The 13,414-nt window shown below is 64.6% G+C and carries 17 protein-coding genes and 3 tRNA genes; 7 read left to right on the forward strand and 13 right to left on the reverse strand.

Annotated features, from left to right (window positions below; translation table 11 throughout):
* Positions 1 to 290: 290 nt before the first annotated feature.
* From D7T59_RS03695 to D7T59_RS03710, 4 genes are all read left to right on the forward strand, one after another.
* Positions 291 to 1,295 carry an isocitrate dehydrogenase gene (locus D7T59_RS03695; protein WP_164137476.1) on the forward strand — a complete coding sequence of 335 codons (1,005 nt, stop codon included), beginning with the start codon at positions 291 to 293 and terminating at the stop codon, positions 1,293 to 1,295.
* Between the two features lie 243 nt (positions 1,296 to 1,538).
* Positions 1,539 to 2,282 carry a cysteine hydrolase family protein gene (locus tag D7T59_RS03700; RefSeq protein WP_180851835.1) on the forward strand — a complete coding sequence of 248 codons (744 nt, stop codon included), beginning with the start codon at positions 1,539 to 1,541 and terminating at the stop codon, positions 2,280 to 2,282.
* A gap of 53 nt (positions 2,283 to 2,335) precedes the next feature.
* Positions 2,336 to 3,244, forward strand: coding sequence for a LysR family transcriptional regulator (locus tag D7T59_RS03705; RefSeq protein WP_180851837.1), 909 nt, complete (start codon positions 2,336 to 2,338; stop codon positions 3,242 to 3,244).
* A 25-nt stretch (positions 3,245 to 3,269) separates the two neighbouring features.
* Complete coding sequence (locus D7T59_RS03710) at positions 3,270 to 4,031, forward strand: sulfite exporter TauE/SafE family protein (RefSeq protein ID WP_180851838.1); 762 nt, start codon at positions 3,270 to 3,272, stop codon at positions 4,029 to 4,031.
* Between the two features lie 3 nt (positions 4,032 to 4,034).
* On the opposite strand, the gene D7T59_RS03715 is transcribed toward D7T59_RS03710, so the two are convergent.
* Together D7T59_RS03715 and D7T59_RS03720 are read right to left on the reverse strand one after the other, a co-directional pair.
* Positions 4,035 to 4,655 (reverse strand): flavin reductase family protein, encoded by a 621-nt coding sequence (locus D7T59_RS03715; protein ID WP_180851839.1) that lies wholly within the window; start codon positions 4,653 to 4,655, stop codon positions 4,035 to 4,037.
* A gap of 69 nt (positions 4,656 to 4,724) precedes the next feature.
* Positions 4,725 to 5,483, reverse strand: coding sequence for a Bax inhibitor-1/YccA family protein (locus D7T59_RS03720; protein WP_164137471.1), 759 nt, complete (start codon positions 5,481 to 5,483; stop codon positions 4,725 to 4,727).
* A 181-nt stretch (positions 5,484 to 5,664) separates the two neighbouring features.
* On the opposite strand from D7T59_RS03720, the gene D7T59_RS03725 reads away from it, so the two are divergent.
* From D7T59_RS03725 to D7T59_RS03735, 3 genes are all read left to right on the forward strand, one after another.
* Positions 5,665 to 5,741 (forward strand) — tRNA-Pro (locus tag D7T59_RS03725).
* Positions 5,742 to 5,780: 39 nt separating this feature from the next.
* Positions 5,781 to 5,857 (forward strand) — tRNA-Arg (locus tag D7T59_RS03730).
* Between the two features lie 175 nt (positions 5,858 to 6,032).
* A tRNA-His gene (locus D7T59_RS03735) sits at positions 6,033 to 6,109 on the forward strand.
* A gap of 62 nt (positions 6,110 to 6,171) precedes the next feature.
* Here the strand turns inward: D7T59_RS03735 and D7T59_RS03740 are convergent.
* The 11 genes from D7T59_RS03740 to D7T59_RS03790 all read right to left on the reverse strand — a co-directional run bounded on the left by D7T59_RS03740 (position 6,172) and on the right by D7T59_RS03790 (position 11,972).
* Positions 6,172 to 7,410, reverse strand: a complete 1,239-nt coding sequence (locus D7T59_RS03740; protein WP_180851841.1) for a tyrosine-type recombinase/integrase — start codon at positions 7,408 to 7,410, stop codon at positions 6,172 to 6,174.
* A gap of 65 nt (positions 7,411 to 7,475) precedes the next feature.
* A complete protein-coding gene (locus D7T59_RS03745; protein WP_005412378.1) occupies positions 7,476 to 7,850 on the reverse strand; it encodes a helix-turn-helix domain-containing protein in 375 nt (124 codons plus the stop codon).
* A 739-nt stretch (positions 7,851 to 8,589) separates the two neighbouring features.
* Positions 8,590 to 8,730 (reverse strand): hypothetical protein, encoded by a 141-nt coding sequence (locus tag D7T59_RS03750; protein WP_005412379.1) that lies wholly within the window; start codon positions 8,728 to 8,730, stop codon positions 8,590 to 8,592.
* A 241-nt stretch (positions 8,731 to 8,971) separates the two neighbouring features.
* Positions 8,972 to 9,592 (reverse strand): antirestriction protein ArdA, encoded by a 621-nt coding sequence (locus D7T59_RS03755; protein ID WP_180851842.1) that lies wholly within the window; start codon positions 9,590 to 9,592, stop codon positions 8,972 to 8,974.
* A 63-nt stretch (positions 9,593 to 9,655) separates the two neighbouring features.
* Positions 9,656 to 9,916, reverse strand: a complete 261-nt coding sequence (locus D7T59_RS03760; protein ID WP_032961791.1) for a hypothetical protein — start codon at positions 9,914 to 9,916, stop codon at positions 9,656 to 9,658.
* The gene (locus tag D7T59_RS03765) at positions 9,913 to 10,095 is read right to left on the reverse strand and encodes a hypothetical protein (protein ID WP_032961794.1); all 183 of its coding nucleotides are present in this window, start codon (positions 10,093 to 10,095) and stop codon (positions 9,913 to 9,915) included. Before D7T59_RS03765 ends, D7T59_RS03760 begins: the two co-directional genes overlap by 4 nt.
* Positions 10,092 to 10,532: a hypothetical protein gene (locus D7T59_RS03770; protein ID WP_005412383.1), complete on the reverse strand. Its 441-nt coding sequence runs from the start codon at positions 10,530 to 10,532 to the stop codon at positions 10,092 to 10,094. Before D7T59_RS03770 ends, D7T59_RS03765 begins: the two co-directional genes overlap by 4 nt.
* Positions 10,532 to 10,855, reverse strand: a complete 324-nt coding sequence (locus D7T59_RS03775; protein ID WP_005412384.1) for a hypothetical protein — start codon at positions 10,853 to 10,855, stop codon at positions 10,532 to 10,534. Before D7T59_RS03775 ends, D7T59_RS03770 begins: the two co-directional genes overlap by 1 nt.
* A 52-nt stretch (positions 10,856 to 10,907) precedes the next feature.
* Positions 10,908 to 11,507: a DNA polymerase III subunit beta family protein gene (locus D7T59_RS03780; RefSeq protein WP_005412385.1), complete on the reverse strand. Its 600-nt coding sequence runs from the start codon at positions 11,505 to 11,507 to the stop codon at positions 10,908 to 10,910.
* Between the two features lie 64 nt (positions 11,508 to 11,571).
* Positions 11,572 to 11,742, reverse strand: coding sequence for a hypothetical protein (locus D7T59_RS03785; RefSeq protein WP_004154558.1), 171 nt, complete (start codon positions 11,740 to 11,742; stop codon positions 11,572 to 11,574).
* Positions 11,743 to 11,810: 68 nt separating this feature from the next.
* The gene (locus D7T59_RS03790; protein ID WP_154267699.1) at positions 11,811 to 11,972 is read right to left on the reverse strand and encodes a hypothetical protein; all 162 of its coding nucleotides are present in this window, start codon (positions 11,970 to 11,972) and stop codon (positions 11,811 to 11,813) included.
* Between the last annotated feature and the right edge of the window lie 1,442 nt (positions 11,973 to 13,414).

Below are 13,414 nucleotides of genomic sequence, written 5' to 3' on the forward strand. Positions count from 1 at the left end.
ATGCGCGGGCAAACCGCAGAGCGGTTTGCTCAWGGGGGCGCGCCGACAGGCGCGGGGATAAGGTGGGATGCGCGGGCAAACCGCAGAGCGGTTTGCTCAAGGGGGCGCGCCGACAGGCGCGGGGATAAGGTGGGATGCGCGGGCAATTCTGCCTGGGCCGGGCACTGGGACCATGGTCTATTTGGGACCTCGGCCCCGGCTCAGGCATAATTGCCGGTGAAACTTCCTTTGCGCCGGCGTTTCCGGGCACGTCCGGACGGCGTTTTTCCCCCTGTTCGGAACATCGATCAATGACGCAGAAAATTACGGTCATCCGCGGCGACGGCATTGGCCCGGAAATCATGGACGCCACCCTGTTCGTGCTCGACCAGCTGAACGCTGGCCTGGAGTACGAAGACGCCGACGCCGGCCTGGTGGCCCTGGAAAAGCACGGCGACCTGATGCCGGCGGTGACCCTGGAATCGATCGCGCGCAACAAGGTCGCGCTGAAGAGCCCGCTGACCACCCCGGTCGGCGGTGGCTTCACCTCGATCAACGTCAGCCTGCGCCGTCACTTCGACCTGTACGCCAACGTGCGTCCGGCCCACACCTTCCCGAACACCAAGTCGCGTTTCGACAACGTCGACCTGATCACCGTTCGTGAGAACACCGAGGGTGCGTACCTGGCCGAAGGCCAGGAGGTGTCGGCCGACGGCGAGACCGCCTTCTCCGGCACCCGCATCACCCGCAAGGGCTCCGAGCGCATCGTGCGCTACGCCTTCGAGCTGGCCCGCAGCGTTGGCCGCAAGAAGGTCACCGCCGTCCACAAGGCCAACATCATCAAGTCGACCTCGGGCCTGTTCCTGAATGTCGCTCGTGAAGTGGCCGCGCAGTACCCGGACATCGAGTTCCAGGAAATGATCGTCGACAACTGCTGCATGCAGCTGGTGATGCGTCCGGAACAGTTCGATGTGATCGTGACCACCAACCTGTTCGGCGACATCATCTCCGATCTGTGCGCTGGTCTGGTCGGCGGCCTGGGCCTGGCCCCGGGTGCCAACATCGGCAAGGACGCGGCGATCTTCGAAGCCGTGCACGGCACCGCGCCGGACATCGCCGGCCAGGGCAAGGCCAATCCGTGCGCGCTGCTGCTGGCAGCCGCGCAGATGCTGGACCACGTCGGCCAGCCGGAAAACGCCGAGCGCCTGCGCAAGGCCATCGTCGCCACGATGGAAGCCAAGGATTCGCTGACCGGCGACCTCGGCGGCACCGGTACCACCATGAGCTTTGCCCAGGCCATCGCCAGCCGCCTGTAAGCGGCCGGTCGACCTCGGTTGGATCGACAGCGGGGCGCCTTCGGGCGCCCCGTTGCGTTTACGTCGGGGTAGATCCACGCCATGCGTGGATGACGGGTGCTGGTGGCGCGCAGCCACCCATGGGAGGCTCTATCGGGTGTGGTCTGTGCGCAATTTGCACAGAACATGTGATTCAAGGCGGCTGGTTCGTGCGTCTTGCGCTCCGCATCCTGTGCCCCACATCCACCGCACAGGAGCCCTCCCATGAACCTCTCCGCCTTCGGCCTGGCCAGCCTGATCGGCATGGCCGCCACCGCCCCGGTCGCGGCTGCCGAACCGTCCCATCCCACCATCCGCCACATGGCCGGCGCGCCTGTCGCCGCCTCGCTGGATGCAGCGAAGACCGCCGTACTGGTGATCGACTTCCAGAACGAATATTTCGATGCCAGCGCCGCACCGGGCTTTGCCGGAGGCCGCATGGTCATCCCTGGCGGCGTGGCCGCGCTGCGCCAGGCCAAGCGCGTGGTGCAGTTCGCCGACGCCCATGGCATCCGCGTGATCCACGTGCAGCACGTGCTGCCGGCCGGCGCGCCGTTGTTCGCACAGGGCAGCGTCAACGCCGCCTTCCATCACGACCTGCAGCCGCGCCAGGGCGAGACCGTGGTGCAGAAGGACAACGTGAGCGTGTTCGCAGGCGCCTCGGCTGCCGTGCTGGACGCCGTGCTGAAGGACGCCGGCGTCGATACGCTGATCGTGACCGGCCTGCAGACCCATGCCTGCGTGGCCGGTGCCGCCCGCGATGCCGCCGCTGCACCGCGTGGTTACCGGGTGATCGTGTCGTCCGATGCGACAGCCAGTCGTGATCTGGATCTGGCTGGCGGCCAGCGCATGGATCATCGCGTGCTGCACGAGGCCTCGCTGGCGCAGATCGAGGACACCTTCGGTGACGTTCTGAGTGCCGATGCAATCCTGGCGCTGCCAGTGCGCAAGGCCGCCGACGGCGCTTGATAAGCTGGCGGGGCCCGCATGCCGTGGGCCCCGCCAGGTGGAGTTGCCCGTTGATGGATCATTTCGCCGCCCTGCGTGCGCTGCGCGCCATCGTCGACGCAGGCAGCTTCACCGCTGCGGCCGAACGCCTGGGCACGACCCACTCGGCGATGTCACGGCAGCTGCGGCAACTGGAAGACCACCTGCAGGTGCGCCTGCTCGATCGAAACAGCCGCCGGCTGTCACTGACCGAAGCCGGACGCGATTACTACCGGGAGGCCGGTGCGCTGCTCGATCGTCTGCAGGAGGCGGATGACCGCGCGCGTGCAGGACAGGCCCAGCCCAGTGGCTCAGTGCGGATCAGCGTGCCGCAGGTGGTGGCCAGCCAGGAGTTGCCGCACTGGATGCCCTCGTTCCTGCAGCGTTACCCGCAGGTCTCGCTGGACCTGTCGGCTGATGATCAGCTGGTCGATGTCGTGGGCGGTGGTTTCGACCTGGCCCTGCGCATTGCGGCTTCATTGCCGGACAGCCAGCTGGTCGCACGTGAACTGGCCAGCTGCCCGCGCATCCTGGTGGCCGCGCCATCCTATCTGGCCCGGCACGGCCTGCCGCGGCAGGCGGCCGACCTTGCGCAGCACACGCTGCTGGGCTTCAGTCCCACGCCGTCGATGCTGCCCTGGCAGCTGCAGGGGCCGCGTGGTGCCTGCATGAACATCGAGGCTGGCCAGCGCCTGCGCGTAGATGCCACGCCGGCGCTGTATGCCGCCGCGCTGGCGGGAATGGGCATCAGCCTGTTCACCGCACTGACCGTGCAGGAAGACCTGCGTGCCGGCCGTTTGATCCGTGTGCTGCCGGCCTGGCATGCGGGGCAGCGACGCTACTTCGCGCTGTATCCACATGCGCGTGCGCTGGCCCCCAAGGTGCGTGCGCTGGTCGAGCACCTCGCAGCGCACTACGCTGCACAGGTGGGCGCGGCAGGGTAGTCGCGCGGCTGCAACCGAGGTGGTGATGGAGTCGGTGTATCTGCTGGTCGCGCTCGGCGCGATCGTCGCCGGATTCGTGCAGGGGCTGTCGGGTTTCGCCTTCGGCATGGTGGCGATGTCGTTCTGGGCATGGGGGCTGGAGCCGCGACTGGCGGCCGCACTGTCGGTGTTCGGCGCGCTGGTCGGCCAGCTGGTGGCGGTGTTCACCGTGCGCCGCGGCTTCAACCTGCGCCTGCTGCTGCCCTTCGTGCTGGGTGGGCTGGCCGGCATTCCGCTGGGCGTGATGGTGCTGCCGCAGCTGGACATGGACTGGTTCAAGGCTTTGCTGGGCGGCTTCCTGGCGCTGTGGTGCCCGGTGATGCTGATGGCGCGCTCGTTGCCGCCGATCACCATCGGAGGGCGCGTGGGTGACGCCATTGCCGGCATGGCCGGTGGCGTGCTCAGCGGCATCGGTGGCTTCGCCGGGCCGGTGCCGACGTTGTGGAGCACGCTGCGCGGCTTCGGCAAGGACGAGCAGCGCGCGGTCATCCAGAACTTCAACCTGGCCATGCTGGCGGTGACCATGGCCACCTATGTCGGCAGCGGCCTGGTGGAGCGGCAGATGCTGCCGTACTTCGCCATCGTGGCGCCGGCCATGCTGGTGCCGACCCTGCTGGGCGCGCGGGTCTACATCGGTATCAGCGAGGCGCGCTTCCGGCAGGTCGTGCTGAGCCTGCTGACCGCATCCGGCATCGCATTGCTGGCCTCGTCGCTGCCGGCGCTGCTGGCGCGCGCGCCGGCAGCCTGAGGCTCAGGCCGGGCGGGACATGCGGAAGCGTTGTCCGGCGCCGATGCGGAAGTAATCGGCGGGGCCGCCGCCGCGCAGGATCGGCGCCGCGGCAGCGGTGTCGTAGATGCCATCGACCAGCAGACGGGCGTCGATGTGCACCGCGACCACTTCGCCCAGCACCAGCCAGCCGTTGGTGTCCTGCCCGGCAGCATCGCGCAGGCGCACGATCTGGGTGCAGCGGCACTCCATGCTCACCGGGCTCTGAGCCACGCGGGGTGGGGCGACCTGCGTGGAGGCCAGTGGCATCAGCCCGGCCAGGGCGAACTCGTCGACCTCCGGCCCGACTGCACGACAGCTTTCGTTCATCGCTTCGGCCAGGTCGAAGGTCGCCAGGTTCCAGACGAACTCACCGGTCGCTTCGATGTTGCGCAGCGAGTCTTTGCGGCCCTGGCTGGAGAAACCGATGATCGGCGGGGTGTAGTTGAACGCATTGAAGAAGCTGTACGGCGCCAGGTTCAATGTTCCTTCGGCGTCGCAGCTGGAAATCCAGCCGATCGGGCGTGGGCCGATGATGGCGTTGAACGGGTCGTGCGGCAGGCGGTGGCCGTCGGCCGGGCGGTAGCTGTGGAAGGTGCAGGACATGGGGCAGGGTTCCAAAAAAAAGCCGTGATCCTCGCGGACCACGGCTTGTCGTTTACGACCTGGTGGGGTTCAGCGCTGCTGGATCTTCGACAGCAGGCGCAGGAACTCCACATACAGCCAGACCAGGGTCACCATCAGGCCGAATGCGCCATACCACTCCATGTACTTCGGCGCGCGCTGGGCCACGCCGGTTTCGATGAAGTCGAAATCCAGCACCAGGTTCAGCGCGGCGACGACCACCACGAACAGGCTGAAGGCGATACCCAGCCAGCTGGAATCGTGGATCACCGGCACGTCGATGTTGAAGAAGCCGAGCACGAACGAGGCCAGGTAGAGCAGGGCGATACCGCCGGTTGCCGCGACCACGCCCATCTTGAAGTTCTCGGTGGCCTTGATCACGCCGCTGCGGTAGGCGATCAGCAGCGCGAACAGGGTGCCGAAGGTCAGCAGCACCGCCTGGAACACGATGCCTGGGAACTTGGCGTTGAAGACGGCCGAGATGGCGCCGAGGAAAAGCCCCTCGACCAGCGCGTACATCGGCGCGGTGACCGGGGACCATTCCTTCTTGAAGACGGTGACCAGTGCCAGCACCAGGCCGCCGATCGCGCCGCCCATGGCGTACAGCCTGGCCACGTCCATGACCTGGTCGTATTCGTCGATCGACTGGTTCCAGGCGAAGGCCGCCGTCAACACTGTCAGCAGCAGCAGGAAACCGGTCTTGTTGACGGTGCCGTTGAGGGTCATGGCCTGGTCGGGGCTGGTCACCACCGAGCCACTGGCGAGGTCGAGGAAGGTCGACTCGGAAAGAGCCGGGTTGCCGCTGCGCATGCGTGTTCTCCGTGCGAATGAGGGGCTGGACGGCCATCCGGCCGATGACCGGGAGCATAGCCGATGGTTGCACGTGGTGCCGTGTCAGGCTTCGGGTGCGGGTCGCCCGCGTTGACAGTTCATGATGCGCTTGGCCACAATGACCAGCTCCCCGGGCCTGTGCCCGAGGGGATTGCAAGACCGGGGTATAGCGCAGTCTGGTAGCGCGCCTGCTTTGGGAGCAGGATGTCGGGGGTTCGAATCCCTCTACCCCGACCAATCCCACATCACGTCGGATTGGACGCCGTTCCGGTTCGGGCGCCCGTAGCTCAACTGGATAGAGCACCGGCCTTCTAAGCCGGCGGTTACAGGTTCGATTCCTGTCGGGCGCGCCATCGGCGAGGCACTGGGATCGCATCGGCGGATGTGAAGAAGTGCTTGCAAAAGCGTAAAGACTCCACCAGAATATCGGACTCGCTTCGGCGGACCGGAACTTCGGTGACAGTCCCCAGGCAAAGGTTTGAGGTTCCAGCGCCAGCTGATATCGGCGAGGGAACAAAAGTTTCAGTGGTGGCTGTAGCTCAGTTGGTTAGAGTACCGGATTGTGATTCCGGTGGTCGGGGGTTCGAATCCCCTCAGCCACCCCACTGTTTTCTTACTACCGTCGCTAAGTTACTGAAAAGTAAGCTGGCGACGGTCAGTTTTGGTACTACAATCCCTCGTTGGCAATCAATCCCCGTCTCGGAACGTCACCTGTGGGCGTCACCTGCGGCGCAGCCCGCAATTGCTCCAGCGCAGACTTGCCGATGAGCGCCTGTTCGGCCAGCACCTTCGCGTAGGTCTCCGACGTGGTGCGGATGTCCCGATGCCCCAGCCACTCCTGCACGAGCTTGATGTTGCCGGTCGCCAGCAGCAGCCGGGTGGCGCAGGTGTGCCGCAGCGAGTGGATCACGCACTCCTTCTCCTTGGCGAGATGCGTCCCCTTTCGCGCACGATTCCAGAGCTTGTTGGCGCGGGTCTTGTTGAGCGTGGAGAAGGGGCCGGTCTGCTCCTTGCCTGCCGCCCTGCGCCGCCGCTGGACCACTTCCGAGGCGCGGGAGGTCAACGGGATGGTGCGCTGCCGGCCGCCTTTCAGTTCCCCGTGACGCCAGAAGCGAACGGCGGTCGGCGGGGTTCCCACCAGGTCGCTCCAGCGCAGGTTGAATGCCTGGCTCAGGCGGCAGCCCACGTCGGCCAGGAACACGAACAGGTCGTGGTAGTCCTTACCGTCGCGCGTCCGCGGCCGACCGCCGTACTCGGGGTCGGGCAGGATGTCCCACGCGAGCACGCGGGAGAGGATCAGCTCCTCGTCCTCAATGGTCAGGGTGAACTGGCGCGCGTTGTCGCGCTCGTCGCTCGGCCGGTACTCCGGGATGGCGGCCAGCATGCGCCCGGCCTTCGCCTCGCGGCGCAGGACGGCCATCAGGGCGTGCATCTTGCGGTTGATGGTCGCCGGAGCAGCTCCCTCGGCCTCCATCTTGGTCACCATCGCGTCCACTGCGGCCTGGGTGATGTCGTTGATGGGCGTGTCCTCGCCCAGGAAGCCCTGGACGATCTTGCAGTTGGTGCGGACGGTCTCGATGGACTTGAGCTTGCCCCAAAAGTTGCGGTCGTCCAGGGCGTCATCCATCGCGTCCTTGAGGGTGCGCTGCCGGGCCTTGGCTTTCGCCACGGCCATCTGCGCCGACCGGGACTTGCCCCGGATGAGTTCGCGCAGCACGTCCTCGGAAACGTCGGGGTCGTCGCGCAGGGCGTCGAGGACCGCCTGCTCCTTGCGCTCGGCTGCCACGCGGTCGCGGGTGCCGGTGGACAAGCGCACGCGCCGGTATCCCTCCTGCACGTCGAGCATGTAGTAGCGCTTATCGGGCGCACCCGGCTTGGGCGCGGTCCCTTTGAGGCGAAGGGCCATGTGTATCTCCAAAAATGAAAAGGCCCGCACTAGGCGGGCCTCGGGGCACAACGGGGTGTTGGGGGTTAGGCGGCTGCGACGCGCGCCGTCACCTTGCGGTTGACACGTTCTGCGAGCGAAGCCAGCCAGTGCAGCGCCTTGGTCGTCGGGAAGATCAGGTTGCGCTTGCGGTAGGCGGGATCAGGGCGCTGCTCCAGGAAGTCAGGCCCCGGCTCGCGGTTACGCTTGATAGACGACAGGTCGAGCACATTGCGGCTCACTGCGGAGGGAGAGAGTCCGCCGAGGACGCGCTCAAGGTCCACCTGCTGAATGCCCGGCTCGTCCACAACGGCGAGTAGGGTGAGGATGCGGGTGGCGGTGATGTCCTCGTCGATCTCTTCCCGGAAGGCTGACAGTGCGGTTGTGAGAATGGCCGTCAGTTCTTTCTGCGAGAGATTCATGGTGCGCTCATTTTCCGTAAGGGGATGGTTCCCCCTTGGGAAACCATCAGGGTCTATCTTGGAGCCGCAATGTAAGGATTACAAGGCCCAAGCCAATGTTGATGGCATTCTTGCCAATTTTGTCCATCCAGAAACCACGCTGCCAGGGCGTGGGGGAGGGGTCGATTCCGATCTCATATCCAAAGGCTTTCACGAACAGGTCCAGGTACTTCTGCCCTGCGAAGGGGCCGTCCTGTCCCCTGCTCACGGCGTTGTAATGCGCCGCCACCCCCGGCTGCGCTCCACAAAAAGGTCTTACGTTTCAGTGTTTTAAGAACGGTAGTGCCAGCATCGCCGCCAGGGTCACAATGGCCCCGACCACGGATGCAAAAAACAGTCCTTGCCCTACGCGGACTACCGCGCTGGCTATTGTCCGTCTCACCGTACTCATAGACTGAGAACGCCCCCCTGGTCGTCTGCGGATGCGCAGCCCGACAGCATGACGCTGCCGTCGGGCAGACTACAGGCCACAATGATGGCGCGTCCGTAGGAATCAAGTACCACGGGAGAGATTGATCCCGACTGGTGCAGTGAAGTCATGGCCGCGGGGTCTCCGTTGGGGCCGCGGGTGGGACCGGATACGACACCCGCCAGCCACAGTCCTCGGGGACGACCGAGAACTGGACGCGCTCGTTGAGTAGGCCGAGCATCGCGCGGAGAGCGCCGCGCTTCTCGTTATGGTCGAAATTGATGGTCCGAATCATTCGGGCACCTCGTAGGTCCGTTCATGCAGGACCAAAACCTCCCGCTCGAATACCAAGAACGGGCCGAACTGGTGGACGCGGAGGGCCACGTTGACGATCACCAGGGTCGAGTTTGCGGTGAAATCTGCGTTACGCATATGTAAGTCTCCTGTTATGCAAGTGCTACAAATGGAACAATGAGTGCCAAATATCGAGATTGGCCTTATGATTAGGGCTGAAGGGCGTGATCGCCACTCCCGACCCCAAGGACCATTCGATGATTGACCCCCGCGTAGAAGTCGCCATTACGGCCCTTCACCTAGTCGTATGGGTGTGGACTAGCTCGGTGCCGGCGCATCGCACATACCTGTATTGGCGCAGGGTCTTGCGGAAGCGGCGTTAGCGGCTCCAGAAGTAGAAGCCGCTCACCTCAAACGCGTCACCGTTGAGCCGAATGTCGCGGCCATAGCTCTCGTAGTCGAAGTAGCGGGAGAGGGCGTCGGGCACGTCGTGAAGAAGCCTCGATTCGTCCACATAGTTCTCGGCAAAGTCGGCCCAGCTATCGAACTGGCCCGCGTAGGCTTCGTGGAACTGCTCCACGGTCACATCGTCGAGGCCATCGTGGTCGCAGAAGGCCGTGTAGGCGGCGCGTTCGGTGTCGTTGTGCAACTCGTCCAGCCGCTCTTGCAATGCGCACAGCTTGTCCAGGTCGGGGTGCTCGCCCCAGGTATCCCCGAACACGTCGTCGTAGTCGTGGACGGCCCACTCCTCGGCGCTGGCGACCTTGCCGCTTCCGCCACACGCCGTGCATTCCGCCCCGCCGAATACTCGGGGGACGTATGTGGTTCCAGTACCGCCGCAATCCGGGCAATCAACGGTCACGTTCGGGTGCGGCGACTCGCGCAGGATGCGGGCAATCTCATCGCGCACGTCGTCGGCGTCGCGTCCCTCCAAGTTGATCCACTCGCCGTGCAGGACGCCAGCGTTATATGAGGCAAGGCAGGCAACGTATATTTGCATGGTGTGCTCCAGAAATGCGAAGGCCCGCACTAGGCGGGCCTCGGGATCAGGGGTGGTTATCGGTCAGTGCGCCCAATCGGGCTTGACGTTCAGCAGGTAGGCGGCGGCCACTGCGCGGGCGGTGTCCTCGTCGGCCACGTCGGCAATCCACCACCAGCGGTCCTTACCGGCCCAGCGGTAGACGCCCCAAAACTGCGCGGCCATCGGTGCGCAAGGCTCGACGCTCCCGTCGAACTCTTGGCGGGGACCGTAGGAGACCGATCGGTCGCCCAGGGTGACCAGCTTGTCACCGGCAGGTACAGCCAGCTCGTTGTCATTGCTCATTGCGACAGGCCCTTTGCGTGTTCGATGGCGCGATCCAGTGCGCCGGGGATGTTGTGAAAAATGCCGTGGCGTGTCGAGTGGGTGAGGCCGATTTTGTAGACCTCAAAATGGTTCGGCCCCTTGCGCAGCACCCATGCCTTTTCGGTCTCGAACAAGATGTCCTCCTCGCGGTAGCTCATCGCGCGGCTCCCATGCCCTCGGCGATCCATGCGCGGGCCTGCTGCTCGGCGCGGGCCACGCCATCGGCGGTCTCGTGGTTGATGCCGTTCCTCGACAGCCACCCGCCCAGCGGGTCGGCGATGTCGTAGGCCCAAACGCCGCTCCACTGCTCGCCGACCTCCTGCCAGAGGCGGTGCAGCATGCGCGCCACCTCGACAAGAAATTCGGAGTCCTCAATGCCCAGCGGCGCGGTGCTCATCGGCTCGGGCCACGTCCACCCGCTCGCCAGCTGCGCGAGGTCGATGGGGTCGAAGTCGGTATCCCTGATTGCGCGGTTGACCACGGTGGCGAACTCCTCGGCTTGCTGCGGCGTCATCGCGGTCGCCGCCAGTTGTTCGTGATAGCGCCCCGGCTGTGCCAGGAACACGTTGCGGGTTCCGTAGGTGCGCAGTTCCATCACAGCACCCCCAGCCCGCGCAGCACCGGCATCACCAGCGCGTTGGTCTCGTCGTTGTCGCTCCAGTCGCTCGCGGCGTCGTCCCCGTTCTCCCAAATCAGGAGCACAAACCCCGCCTTTGTTGCGTCCGGGCGGTAGAACCGCAGGTGATCGTGGTCGGTAGAGGCGAGGGCCTCCAACACTTCTTGCCGGTCGCGGCTGTGCCGCACCGTGGTTTCTTCGCCGTCGTAGACGCCGAGCGAGTAACCAGCGGCGAGGGCGGCATCCACCAGCGCCACGGCTATGCGCTTCGCGCTCTCGGGGGCGTAGTTGTCGAGGTTCATGGCTTTCTCCGGGCAACAAAAAAGCCGCCTTGCGGCGGCTGATGGGTTCGGGTTAAGCGCGGAGCGCGTCGCTGCACAGGGCTTCCGGGTATGACGAGTCGCGCATTGGCATGACGATCAAAGACGCGCACCTGATGCTCGGATCGGTGATGCCGCCAATACCGAACATGGCCGCCACGTCGCCGCCAGTCACCGGAATCAGTGAAGTGGCCTTGCCGCCGAATGCCTTGCAAATTACACCGGCCGCCTTCACTACGCCTTCGAGGACGGCAGGCGCGAATCCGGACAGCTTGAGTTCGTTCGGCTTGGACACCGCAGCACGCCAGTCCGGGTAGGTTCCATCAACGGCAGCAAACTCAATGGCCTGGCCTCCGCGCTCCGCCTTGAACCGGCTGGCATCGCCCACGGCGCTGAAATAGACATCGCCCTTCATCTTGGCGACCAGCTCGCACGCATTGCGCGGCACGATGATCTTGCCAATGTCCCACGGCAGGCTGGTACGCACCACAAGCATGCGGTGGCCGTCTGTAGCAACGATGATCGCACCATCGGCGTGCGACTCAATCAGCACGCCATTCAAGTAGAAGCGAACGTCATTCTTGGGGGCCACATGCAGAGCGGCGGCGATCAGGGCGGAAGGAATTTTGTTCATAGCTTTCTCCGGGCAACAAAAAAGCCGCCTTGCGGCGGCTTCGGGGGATTGGGGTAGGGCGCTGTTAGAGGAACAGCTTGGTCAGCGTGACGATGCCAGCCACAAAGGCCGTGGCGACCACCAGCGGATACCACCGGGTCTCCATCATCAGCTTGTCGCTCTCGCGGTTGATCTTGCGAATCTCAGCGGTGAGCTTGCGCACTTGCAAGTCCTCCAGTGGTCCATTGGTGCTCATGGTAGCTCCAAAAAAGACCCGCCGTCACACGTCGGCGGGGTGTGGAAAACCGGGTTGACGAAAGGGGATCAGATGACAACGGGGGATGGACAAGGCGCAACTTGGGTGCGGTTCTTGTGTGCCTGGCGCTCCCGCTCGTTGAGTCGGGCGCGGTGCTCGCGGATGCCGCGGCGGATGCAACCGGCCACGTAGTAGTCGCGGGCGGTCATATCAAACGGGATCATCGTCATGGGTTGCTCTCCAGTGAATCGGACCACCAAAACGCCCCATCACAACGGTAGGGACGCTTTGGCGGTCAGACTCATGCTTGTAAGGCATGGAATCTGACCGTCGCCAGCTTCCGGGAGCGCCTCCAGCTCGCCTAGGAATCCCGTACAGATGGCCCCGCTCTTTCTGGCGGTGACCCGGTATCCGTGGCGGCCTTCATCGGCCCTTACACTTCCCGGCGCGGCTAGTGTTCCCAGCTCCCCGCGTTCTGCCGTGGGCGGCGCTCCTGCCTGCCCCTTTCCTACTGTCCCGACCGCACCCTGCGACCGTTGTTCGATGGTGGGCATTATGCCCGTTTGTTCCCGGTTTGTCAATCACTCCCGGTAGTGGGAGGATTGAGCCGGACGTTACCTGCGGTGCGCTCAGGGGCCTTTGGGGCTAGTCCTCAGTGCTGGCGGGATAAGCTCTAGGTGCTGTCGATCCATCGGTCGCACGTCTGTCGCCGCCTTTTCCGCTGCCGCCGTGCTGCTGGCGACGGGTATAGATTAGATCAATCCCCGCATGGCTGTCAATACCCCGATGGCAACTATTTTTGGATGGTCGCAGGGAGCGCCTAGCGCGCGCGTGGGGAGCTTCTATAGGCGGGGCGGTAGGGATGCCCGTGGCGGGCCTTGCGTGGGCCGTGGCGGCGCATTGGCTGGCCGTGGTGGGCGGCAGGTGGGCATAGGCTGGGGCAGGGTGCGCCGAGGTGGTAGGCAGGTGTGCCGAGGTGGTGCCGAGGTGGACGCGTGGCGGTCAGGGCAAAAAGACAGATAGGGACAGACAGGGGCGCGAACGTTTGAGCGCGGATGTCCGCAGGTTGCCCAGGTATCGCATGGGATTGCCTAGGCACTGGATACCTAATCCGGTGGTTCACCTTTGGAATCAGCAGGTTAGCCGAGGTGGTGACGCCGCAGGTGACGCGAAGGGGGGGCGCATCGTGCCTTTGCGCTACAGGGGGCGACCCCCTACGGGGGGGGATCGCGCGGTTCCAAGTAGTTGGATACCCCTTCGGAAATTTGCCGCAAACGTTTCGACCCCCTCAGTCGCGCGAGGAGGGAGCCTCAGTCACACCGGAGCGCTTCCGCGTTGCCACGACAGCGAACCAGGCGAGCGACCCAAGTCCCCATAGGACGCACACAGGCACAGCCCAGGTCATCCCTCGGTTGTACGCGAGGATCGCCAGGAGCGGGTTGATGGGCGTGACGCCCGCGATGAGCAGGATCAGGAGAAGTCGGTGCATGGGAGTTCCGCCGCAGTGGCACCCAAGGAGGACAGAGGAACACCCCAAGAGTGCATAGGAGGACTGTAGTTCTACTTGGTGGTGAATACCAATGAATAGAACTCTACAGTCCCACTATAGTAATACTTAGGTCTATCTAATGATAACAGCTCTGTCAAGCCCCCTAGGAGATGACGGTCTGTG

The sequence above is a fragment of the Stenotrophomonas maltophilia genome, from assembly GCF_013464915.1.
Lineage (GTDB): Bacteria > Pseudomonadota > Gammaproteobacteria > Xanthomonadales > Xanthomonadaceae > Stenotrophomonas > Stenotrophomonas maltophilia_AT.

Bases quoted from the DNA above. Each gene is read 5' to 3' on its own strand.
- D7T59_RS03695 (WP_164137476.1), top strand. From the start codon at position 291: ATGACGCAGAAAATTACGGTCATCCGCGGCGACGGCATTGGCCCGGAA.
- D7T59_RS03700 (WP_180851835.1), top strand. From the start codon at position 1,539: ATGAACCTCTCCGCCTTCGGCCTGGCCAGCCTGATCGGCATGGCCGCC.
- D7T59_RS03705 (WP_180851837.1), top strand. From the start codon at position 2,336: ATGGATCATTTCGCCGCCCTGCGTGCGCTGCGCGCCATCGTCGACGCA.
- D7T59_RS03710 (WP_180851838.1), top strand. From the start codon at position 3,270: ATGGAGTCGGTGTATCTGCTGGTCGCGCTCGGCGCGATCGTCGCCGGA.
- D7T59_RS03715 (WP_180851839.1), bottom strand. From the start codon at position 4,655: ATGTCCTGCACCTTCCACAGCTACCGCCCGGCCGACGGCCACCGCCTG.
- D7T59_RS03720 (WP_164137471.1), bottom strand. From the start codon at position 5,483: ATGCGCAGCGGCAACCCGGCTCTTTCCGAGTCGACCTTCCTCGACCTC.
- D7T59_RS03740 (WP_180851841.1), bottom strand. From the start codon at position 7,410: ATGGCCCTTCGCCTCAAAGGGACCGCGCCCAAGCCGGGTGCGCCCGAT.
- D7T59_RS03745 (WP_005412378.1), bottom strand. From the start codon at position 7,850: ATGAATCTCTCGCAGAAAGAACTGACGGCCATTCTCACAACCGCACTG.
- D7T59_RS03750 (WP_005412379.1), bottom strand. From the start codon at position 8,730: ATGCGTAACGCAGATTTCACCGCAAACTCGACCCTGGTGATCGTCAAC.
- D7T59_RS03755 (WP_180851842.1), bottom strand. From the start codon at position 9,592: ATGCAAATATACGTTGCCTGCCTTGCCTCATATAACGCTGGCGTCCTG.
- D7T59_RS03760 (WP_032961791.1), bottom strand. From the start codon at position 9,916: ATGAGCAATGACAACGAGCTGGCTGTACCTGCCGGTGACAAGCTGGTC.
- D7T59_RS03765 (WP_032961794.1), bottom strand. From the start codon at position 10,095: ATGAGCTACCGCGAGGAGGACATCTTGTTCGAGACCGAAAAGGCATGG.
- D7T59_RS03770 (WP_005412383.1), bottom strand. From the start codon at position 10,532: ATGGAACTGCGCACCTACGGAACCCGCAACGTGTTCCTGGCACAGCCG.
- D7T59_RS03775 (WP_005412384.1), bottom strand. From the start codon at position 10,855: ATGAACCTCGACAACTACGCCCCCGAGAGCGCGAAGCGCATAGCCGTG.
- D7T59_RS03780 (WP_005412385.1), bottom strand. From the start codon at position 11,507: ATGAACAAAATTCCTTCCGCCCTGATCGCCGCCGCTCTGCATGTGGCC.
- D7T59_RS03785 (WP_004154558.1), bottom strand. From the start codon at position 11,742: ATGAGCACCAATGGACCACTGGAGGACTTGCAAGTGCGCAAGCTCACC.
- D7T59_RS03790 (WP_154267699.1), bottom strand. From the start codon at position 11,972: ATGACGATGATCCCGTTTGATATGACCGCCCGCGACTACTACGTGGCC.